Below are 14,957 nucleotides of genomic sequence, written 5' to 3'. Positions count from 1 at the left end.
CAACGAACAGCAGGACCGGGAGGGAGCAGATGAACACCTACGACGAGTTCCAGCGCGCCCAGATGTTCTTCGACGCGCGTGACTACATCTCGGCGTCGCGCATCCTGGCCCCGGTCGCCGAGGCCGAGCCGGGCAACGGCTCCGTCGCCGAGCTGCTCGCCCGCGCGTACTTCCACAGCGCCCAGCTCGGCCGCGCCGAGGACGCGTTCCGCCGCCTGCTCGAGATCGACCCGGGCAACGGCTGGGCGTACGAGGCCATGGCCCGGACGCTCGAGCGCCGCGACCGCTCCGACGAGGCGGCCCGCTACCGCAAGCTCGCCACCGCGATGGGGGTCACCCCGTCCGGCGAGATCGAGGTCTCGGTGACCGCCGCGAACCTCGTCGACTGATCCGAAGGCCCGTCCCGCCCGGGACGGGCCTTCAGCCTTTCGCGAACGCGTACGTCCCGACGAACACCCCGTTCTCGGTGACGACCGAGCCGACCAGGTCGAACGCGGTCAGCTCATCGCCCTCCTCGGCGAACAGCCGGATCCCCGAGCCGAGCAGGATCGGGTGGATCACGAGGACCATCTCGTCCACCAGCCCGTCCCGCAGCAGCGACCGGACGAGCCCCCCGCTGCCGAAGATCACCAGGTTCTCGTCCAGCCGCAGCTTCAGCTTCGCGACCGCCTCGGCCCCGTCACCGTCGAGCAGCGTCGACCCCGCCCACGGCAGCGGCTCGGTCATCGTCGTCGACACCACGTACTTCTGGACGCGGTTGAACGCGTCCGTGATCGGGTTCGACGGCTGCTTGGGCCAGTAGTCGAAGAACCGCGCGTAGGTCACCCGCCCGACGAGCAGCGACCACGCCTCCGTCATCCGAGTCCCCATGGCCGCCTGCATCGCCGGATCCTGCCGCTCGGCGGCCCAGCCGCCATGCCGGAACCCTCCCCGCGGATCCTCCTCCGGATGCCCCGGAGCCTGCATCACCCCGTCCAGCGTCAGATGCTCGATCGCAATGACCTTGCCCATGCGCGGCCTCCTTCCTGTCGCCCCTTCTGACCGTCCAGCCCCCGAAAACTCATCGCGACGGCTCGAAGCAACGATGGGAGCTGCGGCCTCGGGGGCACCGGGGGGTCGGACCGGTCAGTGTTCGAGGGCGTGTTTGATGAAGTGGTCGAGGTCGCGGCGGGGGAGGGAGCCGCCGTGGCCTGCGACGACCTCGCCTGAGCGGATGACCAGGACGGTGGGGACGCCCTGGATCTCGTAGCGTTCGGCCAGTTCGGGCGCGGCGTCTATGTCGATCCGGGCGGTGGAGATTCGCTCGGCGTTGTCGGCGGCGAAGCGTTCGACGATGGGGCCGAACTGCTTGCAGGGACCGCACCACTTGGCGGTGAAGTAGGCCAGGACGGGCTTCTCCCCGGCGCGGGCGACGAGGCGGTCGAAGTCGTCGGCGTCGTCGATGGCGACCACGTTCTGGTCGCCGACGTGGGCGATGTCCTGCGGGGTGAGGGACGGGAGCTTCTCCGCCGGGTACCAGAGGCCGTTGATCTCGACGTCCGGGAGGGTGCGGATCAGGTCGAGCAGGTGGTCGGGACGGAGCAGGTCGCCGCCCTCGGACGACTTGACCTCCAGGATCTCCAGTTCCGGGAGGCGGGTGATGAACATGAAGTGGGACGGTTCGAGCGGGGTGTCGGTCCAGACGGTGAGGGACTCCAGGCCGTCCAGGGAGCCGAGGGAGTCGAGGCCGTCGGCGATCAGCTCGTCGGAGAGCAGGCGCAGGGAGTAGAGGCCGTCGATCGAGCCGATCCCGGCGAGGGCCTCGAGGTCGGTGTTGCGGCGGGAGACCTCCAGGTTCATGAGGCCGGTTCCGGCGAAGCGCCCGAACCAGTGGCCGGGGCTGGTGTCGTCCTCGATGCCGAGGATCTCCAGTTCGGGGAGGTCGGCGAGGCGGCCCAGGGCGGCGTCGTCGCCGGCGGGCTCCTCAAGGACGACCTGGAACAGCTCCTTCTGGCGGGCCAGGCGGTTCAGGCCCGCGGCCATGACCCCGGTCGCGGCGAAACCGGCGAGGGCGTCCTCGGGGAGATCGTCCAGGAACGCCAGGTCGCCGGCGGGGGCGCCGTCCGGCATCTCCAGGGACGCCATGTGCCCGGCGGGGACGGTCACCTCGCCGCGCGCGTCCACGAGTGTGATGTCGTCGTCCTCGGTCCCGACGGCGACGATCTGCACCTCGCCCACGGAGCGGTCGTCCGGGAACCGCAGGACGACGTCGCCCCGGTTCCACAGCCGCTCGTCGTACTCGCCGTTCTGCCCGCTGCTCTGCTCGGTCACCTCACGGTGATCTCCGCGCGCGGATCGGGGGATGCCCGACCTGCGGAAACATGGCCGCGATTTGGAGAATCCGGGACGGTCTAGACCGCTTCGGCGGGCACCGGCGGACGCAGGCCCGGCGCGACGGCGAGGGTGATCAGGACCGACGCGCCCCCCATCACCGCCATCCCGGTGGCCGGGCCGGTGAACTGGGCGACGGCGCCCGCGATCGTCGCGCCGACGCCCTGCAGCGCGAGCATCCCCGAGGAGAACAGCCCGAGCGCCTGCCCGTGCAGCTCGTCCGGGGTGAGGGCCAGGAGCCGCTCCTGGAGCAGCAGTGTCGCGCAGTAGCCGACGGACGCGATGGTGACGGCCGCGACCGCGACGGGCAGGGCCGGGTCGAGCGCGAAGACCAGGTAGGGCGCGGCGAGCAGCAGCCGCAGGTACGGGCCGAGCCGCTCACGCCACTCCGGCCGGACGAACCGTCCGGTGAGCACGTCCCCGGTGAGCATCCCGAAGGCCGCGACGGCGAGCAGCATGCCCGCGTGGGACGGCGAGTACGGCACGAACAGCGACTCGCAGCCGACGATCAGCCCGTTCGGCACCCACAGCGCGATGTACACGTACAACCGGGACGGGGACGTCAGCAGCCGCGCGTTCCCCTGCCAGGTCGCGGCGATGGACGGGCGCCCCTTGGCGTGCGCCGGACGGGCCGACAGCCCGAACCGCGCGCCGACCGCCGAGGCCAGGTACAGGCCCGCGCCGGCCAGGACCGTTCCACGCGGTGACAGGAACGCGACCAGGAGGCCGCCGGTCGCGAACCCGCCGATCTGCATGAGCCCGCTCGACATGTTCAGCACCGACCGGCCGAGGATGTATCCGTCCTTCGGGAGGATCGCGGTGAGCATCGCGTACCGGACACCGCCCGCGAGCGACCCGGCGAGCCCCTGCACGGCGAGGAGCGCGAAGAGCGCCCCGATCGGTATCCCCGGGATCGCGATCAGGCCCGTGGTCAGGGCGAACACCAGGCCGGTCACGGTGAGGGCGGCGCGCGGCGGCAGCCGGTCGGCGGCCGAGAGCAGCGTGGTCGCCCCGACGAGCTGGGCGAAGGACGGTCCGAACATCGCCAGCGAGGACAGCAGCGGCGACCGCGTCGCCTCGAACACCAGGGTGCCGAGCGCGAGCCCGCTCACCGCGTTCCCCGCCGTGCTCGCCGAGCCCACCGCGAACAGCGGCGTGTACTCCGGCGTCCGGAACAGATCCCGATATGTACGCATGAACAGGATTGTTCGCCGCATGTCCTGGGACGTTTAGTGTTTCGCGCGGAGGCGAAACATCATGGGCGAGTGGCTGTTCGACGCGGACACCCTGGCGAGCGGGCGGTTCGTCCTGTCGCCGCTCGCCGAGACCCTGGGCAGCCTGCGCGACCTCGAAGCGCAACAGGCCGACCATCCCGGACGCCGCGCCTGGATGGACGCCGTCCTGCCCGCCCACCGCGCGCACATGAGGGCGAACCCGGTCGCGCACCGGATCCTCCTCGAGGGCCTCGTCCCCTCGAGGACGAGGTGGAACGCCGACTTCCTCACGCCCCCGCCCAGGGGCGCGTTCGAACCGGACTTCGAGGACGAACTGGCGGTCGTCCGCGCGACCCCGCCCGCGCAGGCCCGCGCCGACCTCGCGGTCTCGGTGGGAGGGCCGCTGCCGGAGATCCTGTGCCGCGACGACCTGCCCACCATCGCCGCCGACGCCCTCGCCGAGGTCTGGCGCTACGCCGTCGAACCGTTCTGGACGCGCCGCCGACGCGTCCTGGAAGCCGACATCATCGCCCGGACCCGCCAGCTCAGCCGGGACGGCTGGGCCGCCGCGCTGGAGGGGCTGAGCCCCGGCATCCGCTGGCTCGGCGACGGCCGCCTGCGGATCAACGCCGCCGAGCACCCGCCGCGCGACGTCTCCGGCGTGCGGCTGTTCCTCGTCCCGATCACCTCGTCCCGAGGCTGGGTGAGCTGGTCGGACGGGGCCACGCCGGACGGCGTCCGGTACGCCAAGTACTACCCCTGCGCGGGCGAGCTCGCCACCCCCGACCCCGTCCTCGCCCCGCAGGCCCTCGCCCGCCTCCTCGGCGAAGGCCGCGCCGCCGTCCTGACCCTCCTTTCCGACCCGAAGAGCACCACCCAGCTCGTCGCGCTGACCGGCCTCCCGCTCGGCTCCGTCGGCCGCCACCTCAAGATCCTTCTGGACGCCCGCCTCGCCGACCGCCGCCGCTCGGGCCGCTCCGTCCTCTACTACCGGACCCGCACCGGCGACGCCCTCATCACCGCCCAGCTCACACCCTGACGCGTGTCCCGAAGGCGGGGACGGCGGGTATTTTGGGGGGATGATCGACGTGCCCGTTCAGTACTTCCCGGCGCGCGACGGCGTGCGGCTGGCCTTCCGTGAGCTGGGGGAGGGGCGGCCGCTGGTGCTCGTCCACGGCTACTTCTCCACCGCGACGGTGAACTGGATCCGGTACGGGCACGCCGAGGCGCTCGCCGACCTCGGCTACCGGGTGATCATGCCCGACCTGCGGGGGCACGGGGACAGCGGCAAGCCGCACGACCCGGCGCACTATCCGCCGGACGTCCTCGCCGACGACGGGTTCGACCTGCTGGAGCACCTCGACCTGACCGACTACGTGCTCGGCGGCTACTCGCTCGGCGCGCGCACGACCGCCCGGATGCTGGCGCGCGGCGCGACCCCGGTGCGGGCGATCCTCGCCGGCATGGGCCTGACCGGGATCACCTCGACCGAGGGGCGCGGCGACCACTTCCGGAACGTCCTCAGCAACCCCGGCACGTTCGAGCGCGGCACCGCCGAGTGGCGCGCCGAGGCGTTCCTGAAGACCGTCGGCGGCGACCGGACGGCCCTGCTCCGCGTCCTGGACACCTTCGTGAACACCCCGCGCGAGGAGCTGGCGAAGATGACGCTCCCGACGCTGGTCGTCGCCGGGGCGGACGACCACGACAACGGCTCCGCGAAGGACCTGGCCACCGTGCTCCCGGACGGCCGCTACGCCGAGATCCCCGGCAACCACATGAGCGCCGTGACGCGCAAGGAGCTGGCCGGGGCGATCGCGGAGTTCCTCGAAAGCTGACCGTCCGAGGTCAGACAGGCCAGGTCAGCCAAAGACCGGGGTCAGTCATGGGATTCCGATCCCGGCGGGTCGTCGTGGGGGTGGTTGTTCCGCCTCCGGGACGGGTCCGAGCCGCCGTTCTTCGGGAGGCGGAGGATGAACCGGGCGCCCTCGAAGCCGTCGGCGCGGTCGGCGATCGCGAGCGTCCCGCCGTGCGCCTCGATGATGTCGCGGGAGATGGCGAGGCCGAGGCCGGTGCCCCCGGCGTCCTTGTGCCGGGCCTCGGCGAGCCGGGTGAACCGGTCGAACACCCGCTCGCGGTCCCTGGGCGGGATGCCGCCGCCGTCGTCCACGACCTCCACGACCGCGTGGTCGCCGTCCTCGCCGACGTGCACCGTGACCGCCGTGGCCGCGTGCCGGTCGGCGTTGTCGATCAGGTTGGTCAGGACGCGGGCCAGCTCCAGCCGCCCGCCGCGCACCACGACCTTGTCATCGCCGACGACCGACACCTTCGTCCGGCGCGGGCGGCGCAGCACCTCCTGGTCGGCGATCTCGTGCAGGTCCAGCGGCTCCTTGTGGAGGCCCTTGTCGGAGTCCAGCCGGGCCAGCGCGAGCAGGTCGTTCACCACCTGCTCCAGCCGGTCGGCGTTGCGCAGCATCGCCTCGGTCGTCTCGGCCATGTCGGACGCGTGCGGATCCGAGCGGGCGAGCTCCAGCTCCGTCCGCAGGCCGGTGAGCGGGCTGCGCAGCTCGTGCGACAGGTCGGAGATGAACGCGCGCTGCCGCGCCACCGCCCCCTCCAGCCGGTCGAGCGTCTGGTTGATGCTGCGGGACAGGGCGTGGATCTCGTCCCGCCGGGACGGTTCGGGCACCCGCCGCTCCAGGTCGGTCGCGGTGATCTCGTCCAGGTTGCGGCGGATCGCGTCCACCGGGCGCAGCGCGCGCCCGGCCGCCCGCCACGCGCCGAGCCCGACGATCCCCGCCGCCGCCGGGATGACCAGCGCAGAGAGCGCGGCCACCCCCGGCCTCGGCAGCCACGGACGCGCCGTCTCCAGCGCGTAGACGACGAGATCGCCCTGCTTGCCGGCGGCCCGGATCGCCACGACCTGGAAGCACCGGCCGCCGGGCGCGTCGATGTGGCAGCCGATCCCGTCCACGCGATTGTCCAGGCCGACCGGCATCCGGAAGTTCACCGCCGGGCGTCCGCGCATCTCGTCGGTCGCCGCCACCACGCGCCCGGACGCGTCCACGACCTGTGCGAGCGAGCCGGAGCGGGGCGCGGCGATCCGGGACTCGAGCCGGCCGTCCCGGACGAGTTCGGCGACGACGCGGGCCCGCCGGGCGACCCTCTGCTCCTGGGAGTGCCGCGCCTCGACGGTGACCAGCAACATCGCGACCAGGTAGAACGGGATCACCAGCAGGAGCGTGATCATCACCGCCCGGACGGTCACCCGGGTGCGGATCGACGGGTCCCGCGCCACCCGCTGCCACAGCCGCGCCGACGGACCGTTCACGCCCGGAGGGTTCCCCGGGCACGGTAAACGCGACCCGCCGGACCCGGCAAAGATCCGTTACACCGGGACGGAACCCCCTTACCGGACGGCCTTTCCGGCGTCCCGCCTCAGTCCCCGGCGAGCCCCCAGCGGCTCCGGATCAGTCCCCCGCGAGCCCCCAGCGGCTCCGGATCGCCCCGTCCACCAGGCCGAACAGCCGGTCCATCACGATCCCGATCACCAGGATCACGATCATGTAGGAGATCATCGCGTCCGTCTGGGAGAACTCCCGGGCCTGCGACAGCAGCACGCCGAGCGAGGTGTGCGACGAGATCACCACCAGCAGCTCGCCCGCCATCAGCGACCGCCACGCGAACGCCCAGCCCTGCTTGAGCCCGGCCACGAACGACGGCAGCGACGCGGGCAGGACGAGATGCCGGTACAGGTTCAGCCCGCGCAGCCCCATCACCTTCCCCGCACGCAGCAGGATCGGCGGCGTGTAGTCCACGCCCGCGATCAGCCCGTTCGCGATGGACGGCGCCGCGCCCAGCACCACCACGAACAGGATCGCCTTCTCGCTCAGCTGGAACAGCAGGATCGCGAGCGGGAACCAGGCGATCGACGGCATCGTCTGCAACCCGGTGATCAGCGACCCGACCGCCCGGCGCAGCACCGACGACTGCGTCACCAGCGCGCCCACGACCGTCCCGACCAGCACCGACACCGCGAACCCGAGGACGGCGCGCTGCATCGTCAGCCCGACCGCGCCCCAGAACGACCCGGTCGTGACCTGGCGGCCCAGCTCGGGCAGCGTGTCGGCGGGACCGGGCAGCACGTACGACGGCTTCCACCCCGACCACACCACGATCTGCCAGGCCAGCAGCCCGATCGCGACGGCGCTCGCCATCGGCCACACCGCCGACCACGCGCGGGCGGCCGGGTTGCGCCGCGTCCCGCCGCCGAGCTCCAGCGCGTCCAGCCCCGAGATCTGCCGCTCCAGCTCAGGCCTCGCGCCCGCGTCGATCTTGTCGCTCTTCGTCCGCACGTCAGGCGCCATGGCGTCCGACCTCCTCGCGCAGCCGGTCGGTGATGGTCCCGGCGAGCGCGGCGACCTCGGTGGAGTCGATGCGGCGCGGCCGGGCGAGGGGGACGGGGAACTCCTCGACGACCCGGCCCGGACGGCTCGACAGCAGCACCACGCGGTCGCCGAGCCGGACGGCCTCGCGGACGTTGTGCGTGACGAACAGAACGCTCAGGCTCCGCTCCCGCCAGATCCGCTCGATCTCGTCGTGCAGCAGGTCGCGGGTCATGGCGTCGAGCGCGCCGAACGGCTCGTCCATGAGCAGGAGCGTGCCGGTGTTCTCGGTGTCGATGGTCAAGGCCAGCGCGCGGGCGAGCGCGACGCGCTGCCGCATCCCGCCGGACAGTTCGTGCGGACGCCTCTTCTCGAACCCGGCCAGGTGCACGGACGCGAGCAGCTCGGCGGCCCGCCCGCGGCGCTCGGCGCGCGGGACGCCACGCGTCTTCAGCGCCAGCTCGATGTTCGCCGTGACCGTCAGCCACGGGAACAGCGCGGGCTCCTGGAACATCAGCGCGACGCGTCGTCCGGCGGTGTCGATCGTCCCGGCGGACGGACGGTCCAGCGACGCGGCCAGGTTCAGCAGCGTGCTCTTCCCGCAGCCGGACGCGCCGAGCAGGCACACGAACTCGCCCGGCTCGACCGTGAGGGACACGTCGTCGAGGGCCAGCAAAGGCCCGAACGCTTTGGAGACGCCGTCGAGCCGGACCGCTGCCCCGGAGGGCACGGCCCGGCTCGCGGCGGCCTGGACGGCCTGTGTCATTTGTCGGTGACCTGTGCCTTTCCCTGTGCCTTGAGCACGTCGTTGAGGGGTCCGAGGTCGTAGATCCCGGTCAGGTCGACCTTCTCCAGCATCCCGATCTCCTCGGCGTGCTGCGCGCCCGCGACCAGGGACGACGCGACCGGGTCGGTGGTGAAGGCGATGTTCTTGAACGCGGCGTCGAGGACGTCCTGCTTGATCGGCTTGCCGGACAGCCTCGTCAGCGCCTCGTTCGTGGCCTGCTCGGCCCCGGACTTGTCGGCGTTGATGTAGTCGGTCGTCTCGACCACACCCTCGAGCAGCTTCTTGACCTGGTCCGGGTGCTTGTCGGCGAAGTCCCGCCGGACGATCAGGTTGGTGATGACGAACTTGCCGCCGGGCCACAGGGACGACTCGTCCAGCAGCTTCCTGCCCTTGCCTTCCAGGATCAGCCGGGACGCGTAGGGCTCGGGCACCCACGCGCCGTCGATCGAGCCCTGCTGGAAGGTCTGGATCGTCTGCGCGTTGTCCTGCGGGACGACCTTGACGTCGCCGGAGCCGTCCTTGTTGGCGGTCAGCCCGTTCTTCTTCAGCCAGTAGCGCAGCGCGACGTCCTGGGTGTTGCCGAGCTGCGGCGTCGCGATCTTCTTGCCCCTGAGGTCCTGCGGGCCGTTGATGCCGGGCTTGACGACGAACGAGACGCCCCCGGACGCCGCGCCCGAGATCACCTTGATCGCCTTGCCGTGCGACTTGGCCCACGCGTTCACGGTCGGGTTCGGCCCGACGAACGTGGCGTCCACCGCGCCGGAGAACAGCGCCTCGACGGCGGCCGGGCCCGCGTTGAACGTCGCGGTCTTCGGCGCGGCGCCCAGGTGCTTGGCGAAGAAGCCCTTCTGGATGCCGACCAGGGCGGTCGCGTGCGTGATGTTCGGGAAGTACCCCAGCTTCAGCGGGGCGGGCGCGCCGCCGGACCCGCCATCGCCGCCGCCACAGGCGCTGAGCGTCCCCGCGGCGGCCAGGACGGTCAGGGCCGCGGCGGCGGCGTGCAGGCGGATCCTTCGGTGCATCACGCTATTCCCTACTAATAAGGTCGGATTGACACGCTAAGTAGACAATGTGGGAAATGCTCGCGTCAAGCGGCCGGGAGGCCCGACTGCGTACCGGGTTTGTCGTGTCACGTCCGGTAGAGGCGGTGTGTCGGTTCTGACGTGCCCGTACCGGCGTGCCAGTTGGTCGTCCGCTCGGGGCGCTGGATAGGCTCGGGGAGCGTCCGCCCACGCGGACGCGCTGTTCTGAGCTTGCCTATGCAACTGGGGAGATGCCCGTGTCGTCGATCGAGGCCGTCCTCGCCCGCGAGGTCCTGGACTCCCGCGGCAACCCGACCGTCGAGGTCGAGGTCCTTCTGGCGGACGGGACCGAGTCCCGTGCCATGGTGCCGAGCGGAGCGTCCACCGGCCAGTTCGAGGCCGTCGAGCTGCGCGACGGAGGCGAGCGCTACGGCGGCAAGGGCGTCCGCGGCGCCGTCAAGGCCGTCAACGAGAGCATCGACGAGAAGCTCGTCGGCTACCCGGCCACCGAGCAGCGGCTGATCGACCAGACGCTGATCGACCTTGACGGCACGCCGAACAAGGCGTCCCTCGGCGCGAACGCCATCCTCGGCGTCTCGCTCGCCGTCGCCCGCGCCGCCGCCGACTCGTCCGGGCTGCCGCTGTTCCGCTACCTGGGCGGCCCGAACGCGCACGTGCTGCCCGTTCCGATGATGAACATCCTGAACGGCGGCGCGCACGCCGACACCAACGTGGACATCCAGGAGTTCATGATCGCGCCGATCGGCGCGCCGACGTTCTCCGAGGCCGTCCGCTGGGGCGCCGAGACCTACCACGCGCTCAAGTCCGTCCTGAAGCGGCAGGGCCTCAACACCGGCCTCGGCGACGAGGGCGGCTTCGCCCCGGACCTGTCCTCCAACCGCGCCGCGCTCGACCTCATCCTCGAGGCGATCCGCGAGGCCGGGTTCGAGCCGGGCCGCGACATCGCCCTCGCCCTGGACGTCGCCGCCTCGGAGTTCCACTCCGAGGGCGTCTACGAGTTCGAGGGCTCCAAGCGCACGGCCGACGACATGGCCGCCTACTACGGCGAGCTCGTCGACGCCTACCCGCTGGTCTCCATCGAGGACCCGCTGAACGAGGAGGACTGGGCCGGCTGGAAGTCCCTCACCGACGCCATCGGCGCGAAGGTCCAGCTCGTCGGCGACGACCTGTTCGTCACCAACCCCGAGCGCCTCGACCGCGGCATCCGCGAGGGCATCGCGAACGCCCTGCTGGTCAAGGTCAACCAGATCGGCACCCTCACCGAGACCCTGGACGCGGTCACCCTCGCCCAGACGAGCGGCTACCGCTGCATGATGAGCCACCGGTCCGGCGAGACCGAGGACACCACGATCGCCGACCTCGCGGTCGCGACCAACTGCGGCCAGATCAAGCCCGGCGCGCCCGCCCGGTCCGACCGGGTCGCCAAGTACAACCAGCTGCTGCGCATCGAGGACATCCTGGACGACGCCGCCCGGTACGCCGGAGCGAGCGCGTTCCCGCGCTTCACCCAGGGGTCCTGAGCGCGGTCCGGAGCACCGGCCGGGAGCCCGTCCCGGCCGGATCCCCGATCTGAGGAGCGGTGATGGCGGCGGACGACGGCGGACGGACGGACCCGGGCTCCGGCTCCAGGGCCGGCTCCGGCTCCGGATCGGGGAGGCAGCGCGGAAGGCAGGGCGGATCCGCCCTGACCGGACGGGCCGCCATCCTCGCCGTCGTGGTCTGCGCCATCGCCCTGACGCTCGCCTACCCTGTCCGGGAGTACATCGCGCAGCGCCAGGAGATCGCCGACCTGGAGCACAAGCAGTCCGTGGCGCAGAAACAGGTCGCGGAACTCTCGCAACGCAAGCAACGGCTGACCGACAAGTCGTACATTGAACGTGAGGCGAAGCGCAGGCTGCACTACTGCATGCCCCACGAGAAGTGCTACATCGTCCTGGACGGCGGGGCGGGCGACGAAGGACAGGTCCGGCGAGGCGGGGTGGACGAGCACCCGCCGTGGTACGAGACGCTCTGGCGGTCGGTGGAGACCGCCGACCGCACCCGCTGAGCCACCGCCCCTCACCGGGGCGATGTCCTTCGGGGTGATGCCCCGCGAGGGCGATGTCTTCGCGGGGCTACGACGTTCCGCAGGTCACGGCGTCCTTCGGGGCCAGGGCCTTCGGGACGAAGGCCTGCCGGGTGACGGAATCCGGCGGGCCGATACGGCGCCCTCGGGGGCGCCTGGAGAACGGTGTTCCGCGACGCGGGACGCCGGAGCATTCAGTGCCGCGGGGAGGCGGCACGACGCGGGCCGGCGAGGTCCGCGGGTGGGGACGGGAAATGATCGACGAACGCGACACTGCGGCCATCGCCGCGCAGCTCGGCCGTGAGCCGCGCGGCGTCCGGCGGGTGGCCTACCGCTGCCCGTGCGGCAATCCTGCCGTGATCGAGACGGCGCCACGGCTGCCGGACGGCACGCCGTTCCCGACGCTGTTCTACCTGACCTGCCCGAAACTGGCGTCCGCGATCGGGACGCTGGAGGGCGGCGGGCTGATGCGCGGGATGCAGGCCCGGCTCGCGGACGACCCGGACCTCCGGGCCGCCTACGAGGCCGCGCACGCCGACTACCTGCGCCGCCGCGACGAGGCGACGAAGGAGGAGGGCGTCGAGCCGCTGCCCGAGGGCATGCAGAGCGCGGGCGGCATGCCCGAGCGCGTGAAGTGCCTGCACGCGCTGATCGCGCACGAGCTCGCCGTGCCCGGTATCAACCCGTTCGGCCGCGAGGGCCTCGCCGAGCTGCCCGAATGGTGGCGCAACGGCCCCTGCGTCTGCCCCGGGGAGACCACGGACGAGGCGTCCGACGACCATCGGCCAGACCAGGAGGGGGAACGGTGACACGCGTCGCCGCCATCGACTGCGGTACCAACTCGGTCCGGCTCCTCATCGCCGACGTGGAGGGCGACACGCTCACCGACGTCGAGCGCGAGATGCGGATCGTCCGGCTCGGCCAGGGCGTCGACCGGACCGGACGGCTCGCCCCCGAGGCCCTCGACCGGACGTTCACCGCCATGCGCGAGTACGCCGGGATGATCGAGGCGCACGGCGCGGAGAAGGTCCGCGTCGTCGCGACGAGCGCGACCCGCGACGCGGAGAACCGGGCCGACTTCGTCAGCGGCGTCGTCGACATCTTCGGCGTGGTCCCGGAGGTGATCACCGGCGACGAGGAGGCCCGGCTCTCCTTCACCGGCGCGACCCGCGAGCTCGCGGCGCTGCGTCCGGCCCGTCCCTACCTGGTGGTCGACATCGGCGGCGGCTCGACCGAGTTCGTGCTCGGCGCGTCCGGCGTGGAGGCGGCCGTGTCGATGGACATCGGCTGCGTCCGGCTCACCGAGCGGCACCTGAAGGACGCCGACCCGCCGAGCCCCGAGCAGATCGCCGCGACGATCACCGACATCGACGCCGCGCTGGAGACCGTCCGGGCGACCGTCCCGGTGGACGAGGCGCGCACCCTGGTCGGCCTCGCCGGCTCGGTCACCACCGTCGCCGGGATCGCGCTCGACCTCCCCGAGTACGACTCGTCCCGGATCCACCTCTCCCGGATCATGGCCGCCCAGGTCCACGACGTGACCCGCAACCTGCTGCACGCCACCCGCGCCGAGCGCGCCGCGATCGGCGTCATGCACCCCGGCCGCGTGGACGTCATCGGCGCCGGCTCGCTCATCATCGACCGGATCATGCGCGAGTACGGCTTCGGCGCGGTCGTGGTCAGCGAGCACGACATCCTCGACGGCATCGCCTGGTCGCTCCTCGGCTAACCCCCCTCGCCGATCGAGATCTCGGGCGGCGCGGCCACGGTGAACGGGGCGGCGCCGCCCTTCGCGTACCGGGGCACGGGCAGCCCGCTGATCACCACCCGCACCCTGCGCCCCGCCGCGAACCGGTGCCCGACCGCACCGAGCCGGACGACCACCTCGGCCCCTCCCGTCCTGACCGCGCCGTCACGGACGTTGTGCGAACGGCCGTCGCCGTCCACATCGCTGAGCCGCACGAACAGATCCCCAGGTTTGGAGAGCCGAATTCGCACGGCCACCGGTCCGATGATCTCCACGGGCTCGCTGAGCGGGGCGCTCTCGAAGACCAGCACGTCGGAGCGCTTGGCAAACCGCTCGTCCCGCCTGACACCGCCCCGCGCCGACAGAAGCCGCCCCACCCGCGGACCCGCGGACGGCAGCGGCCGTTCAGGCGCGGTGTGCAACGTCGCAGGCGTTGCCGCCCCCTCCGAAATCTCGAGACACCAAGCACCCGGCCCGTCTTGGCGGGCCGACCGTGTGTCCGGCGGGGCGCCGGACCAGGTGTCGAGGTCGCGCCACTCGTCGCCGATGTGGAGGCGGGGCGGCTTGGCGGGGACGGGGACCTCCTTGGTGAGAGGGGCGCGGAGCCAGGTGAGGGCGGCGTCGAAGACCTCGGGGAGGACTTGGCCGAGGGCGGTCGTGTGCGTCCGGCGGTCGCGGACGCGGCGGGGCCGTCCGGCGCCGCGGACGTCACGATGCGCAAGGTCGCCGCGCACATCGGCGCGGGCGTGATGTCGCTCTACACCTACGTCCCCGACCGGGAGACGCTGCTGGAGCTGATGATCGACCACGTGGTGGGGGAGCACGCCCCGCCGCCGGCCACGGGCGACTGGCGCGCCGACCTGCGGGCCCTGGCGGGCGTGCAGCGGGCGAACATGCTCGCCCACCCCTGGCTCTCCGCGGCCCTCCCCGCGCGCCGGACCCTCGGCCCGAACACCCTGCGCGTGCTGGAACACGCCCTGATCGTCCTGGCGCCCACCGGCCTGCCGTCGGGCGTGGCCCTGGAGGTGTTCTCGCTGGTCACGGGCTTCGTCGCGAGCCACGTCGGCTACGAACCGGGCCAACGCCACGTCGCCGCCCAAGACCCCGAGGCCCAGCTCCGCCACCTCCGCAGGGCCACCAAAGCGGGCGGACTCACCGCCCTCGCCGCCCTGCTCGAAGCCGATCCGACCCCGCCCCGCCGCCGGACGGCACCTTCGACCGTCCCCTGGACCGCCTTCTCGACGGCCTCGTTCCCTAGGGCGTGTCCGTTGGATCTTGGTGTTTGGCTGAGGTTGATCAGGGTGTCGGGGTGTGATGGCGGGTGTGATTCGTCGTCATGAGTTGACCGA

The 14,957-nt window shown here is 72.1% G+C and carries 16 protein-coding genes; 8 read left to right on the top strand and 8 right to left on the bottom strand.

The window, feature by feature from the left end:
- Positions 1–29 precede the first annotated feature (29 nt).
- The gene (locus tag AB0L06_RS37100; protein WP_500235881.1) at positions 30–389 is read left to right on the top strand and encodes a tetratricopeptide repeat protein; all 360 of its coding nucleotides are present in this window, start codon (positions 30–32) and stop codon (positions 387–389) included.
- 31 nt (positions 390–420) lie between these two features.
- On the opposite strand, the gene AB0L06_RS37095 is transcribed toward AB0L06_RS37100, so the two are convergent.
- The 3 genes from AB0L06_RS37095 to AB0L06_RS37085 form a co-directional block, all read right to left on the bottom strand.
- Positions 421–1,011 carry a dihydrofolate reductase family protein gene (locus AB0L06_RS37095; protein ID WP_500235880.1) on the bottom strand — a complete coding sequence of 197 codons (591 nt, stop codon included), beginning with the start codon at positions 1,009–1,011 and terminating at the stop codon, positions 421–423.
- A gap of 114 nt (positions 1,012–1,125) precedes the next feature.
- Positions 1,126–2,310: a thioredoxin family protein gene (locus tag AB0L06_RS37090; protein WP_500235879.1), complete on the bottom strand. Its 1,185-nt coding sequence runs from the start codon at positions 2,308–2,310 to the stop codon at positions 1,126–1,128.
- A gap of 80 nt (positions 2,311–2,390) precedes the next feature.
- Entirely contained in the window at positions 2,391–3,566 is a 1,176-nt protein-coding gene (locus AB0L06_RS37085; RefSeq protein WP_500235878.1) for an MFS transporter, read from the bottom strand.
- A 61-nt stretch (positions 3,567–3,627) separates the two neighbouring features.
- On the opposite strand from AB0L06_RS37085, the gene AB0L06_RS37080 reads away from it, so the two are divergent.
- A complete protein-coding gene (locus tag AB0L06_RS37080) occupies positions 3,628–4,623 on the top strand; it encodes an ArsR/SmtB family transcription factor (RefSeq protein WP_500235877.1) in 996 nt (331 codons plus the stop codon).
- Positions 4,624–4,663: 40 nt separating this feature from the next.
- Positions 4,664–5,419, top strand: coding sequence for an alpha/beta fold hydrolase (locus tag AB0L06_RS37075; protein WP_500235876.1), 756 nt, complete (start codon positions 4,664–4,666; stop codon positions 5,417–5,419).
- A gap of 41 nt (positions 5,420–5,460) precedes the next feature.
- On the opposite strand, the gene AB0L06_RS37070 is transcribed toward AB0L06_RS37075, so the two are convergent.
- From AB0L06_RS37070 to AB0L06_RS37055, 4 genes are all read right to left on the bottom strand, one after another.
- Positions 5,461–6,912, bottom strand: a complete 1,452-nt coding sequence (locus AB0L06_RS37070; protein ID WP_500235875.1) for a sensor histidine kinase — start codon at positions 6,910–6,912, stop codon at positions 5,461–5,463.
- Between the two features lie 139 nt (positions 6,913–7,051).
- On the bottom strand, positions 7,052–7,948 hold the full coding sequence (locus AB0L06_RS37065) for an ABC transporter permease (protein WP_500235874.1): 897 nt from the start codon (positions 7,946–7,948) through the stop codon (positions 7,052–7,054).
- Complete coding sequence (locus AB0L06_RS37060) at positions 7,938–8,732, bottom strand: ABC transporter ATP-binding protein (RefSeq protein ID WP_500235873.1); 795 nt, start codon at positions 8,730–8,732, stop codon at positions 7,938–7,940. The genes AB0L06_RS37065 and AB0L06_RS37060 overlap by 11 nt, the downstream gene beginning before the upstream one ends.
- Positions 8,729–9,775: an ABC transporter substrate-binding protein gene (locus AB0L06_RS37055; protein ID WP_500235872.1), complete on the bottom strand. Its 1,047-nt coding sequence runs from the start codon at positions 9,773–9,775 to the stop codon at positions 8,729–8,731. The genes AB0L06_RS37060 and AB0L06_RS37055 overlap by 4 nt, the downstream gene beginning before the upstream one ends.
- 257 nt (positions 9,776–10,032) lie before the next feature.
- On the opposite strand from AB0L06_RS37055, the gene eno reads away from it, so the two are divergent.
- The 4 genes from eno (at position 10,033) to AB0L06_RS37035 (ending at position 13,590) form a co-directional block, all read left to right on the top strand.
- Positions 10,033–11,316, top strand: coding sequence for a phosphopyruvate hydratase (eno, locus tag AB0L06_RS37050; protein ID WP_500235871.1), 1,284 nt, complete (start codon positions 10,033–10,035; stop codon positions 11,314–11,316).
- Between the two features lie 62 nt (positions 11,317–11,378).
- Positions 11,379–11,843: an FtsB family cell division protein gene (locus AB0L06_RS37045; RefSeq protein ID WP_500235870.1), complete on the top strand. Its 465-nt coding sequence runs from the start codon at positions 11,379–11,381 to the stop codon at positions 11,841–11,843.
- 272 nt (positions 11,844–12,115) lie between these two features.
- The gene (locus AB0L06_RS37040; protein WP_500235869.1) at positions 12,116–12,670 is read left to right on the top strand and encodes a DUF501 domain-containing protein; all 555 of its coding nucleotides are present in this window, start codon (positions 12,116–12,118) and stop codon (positions 12,668–12,670) included.
- Entirely contained in the window at positions 12,667–13,590 is a 924-nt protein-coding gene (locus AB0L06_RS37035; RefSeq protein WP_500235868.1) for a Ppx/GppA phosphatase family protein, read from the top strand. Before AB0L06_RS37040 ends, AB0L06_RS37035 begins: the two co-directional genes overlap by 4 nt.
- Here the strand turns inward: AB0L06_RS37035 and AB0L06_RS37030 are convergent.
- The gene (locus AB0L06_RS37030; protein ID WP_500235867.1) at positions 13,587–14,342 is read right to left on the bottom strand and encodes a CocE/NonD family hydrolase C-terminal non-catalytic domain-containing protein; all 756 of its coding nucleotides are present in this window, start codon (positions 14,340–14,342) and stop codon (positions 13,587–13,589) included. The two genes, AB0L06_RS37035 and AB0L06_RS37030, sit on opposite strands and share 4 nt — an antisense overlap.
- Between AB0L06_RS37030 and AB0L06_RS37025 the strand changes: the two genes are divergently transcribed.
- Positions 14,322–14,948 (top strand): TetR/AcrR family transcriptional regulator C-terminal domain-containing protein, encoded by a 627-nt coding sequence (locus tag AB0L06_RS37025; protein WP_500235866.1) that lies wholly within the window; start codon positions 14,322–14,324, stop codon positions 14,946–14,948. The genes AB0L06_RS37030 and AB0L06_RS37025 overlap by 21 nt on opposite strands.
- Positions 14,949–14,957 lie beyond the last annotated feature (9 nt).

Source organism: Spirillospora sp. NPDC052269, assembly GCF_040679435.1.
In the GTDB taxonomy this organism is placed as follows: domain Bacteria; phylum Actinomycetota; class Actinomycetes; order Streptosporangiales; family Streptosporangiaceae; genus Spirillospora.
The sequence above is the reverse complement of the archived record's forward strand: the minus strand, read 5'-3'. Positions and strand labels throughout refer to the sequence as shown.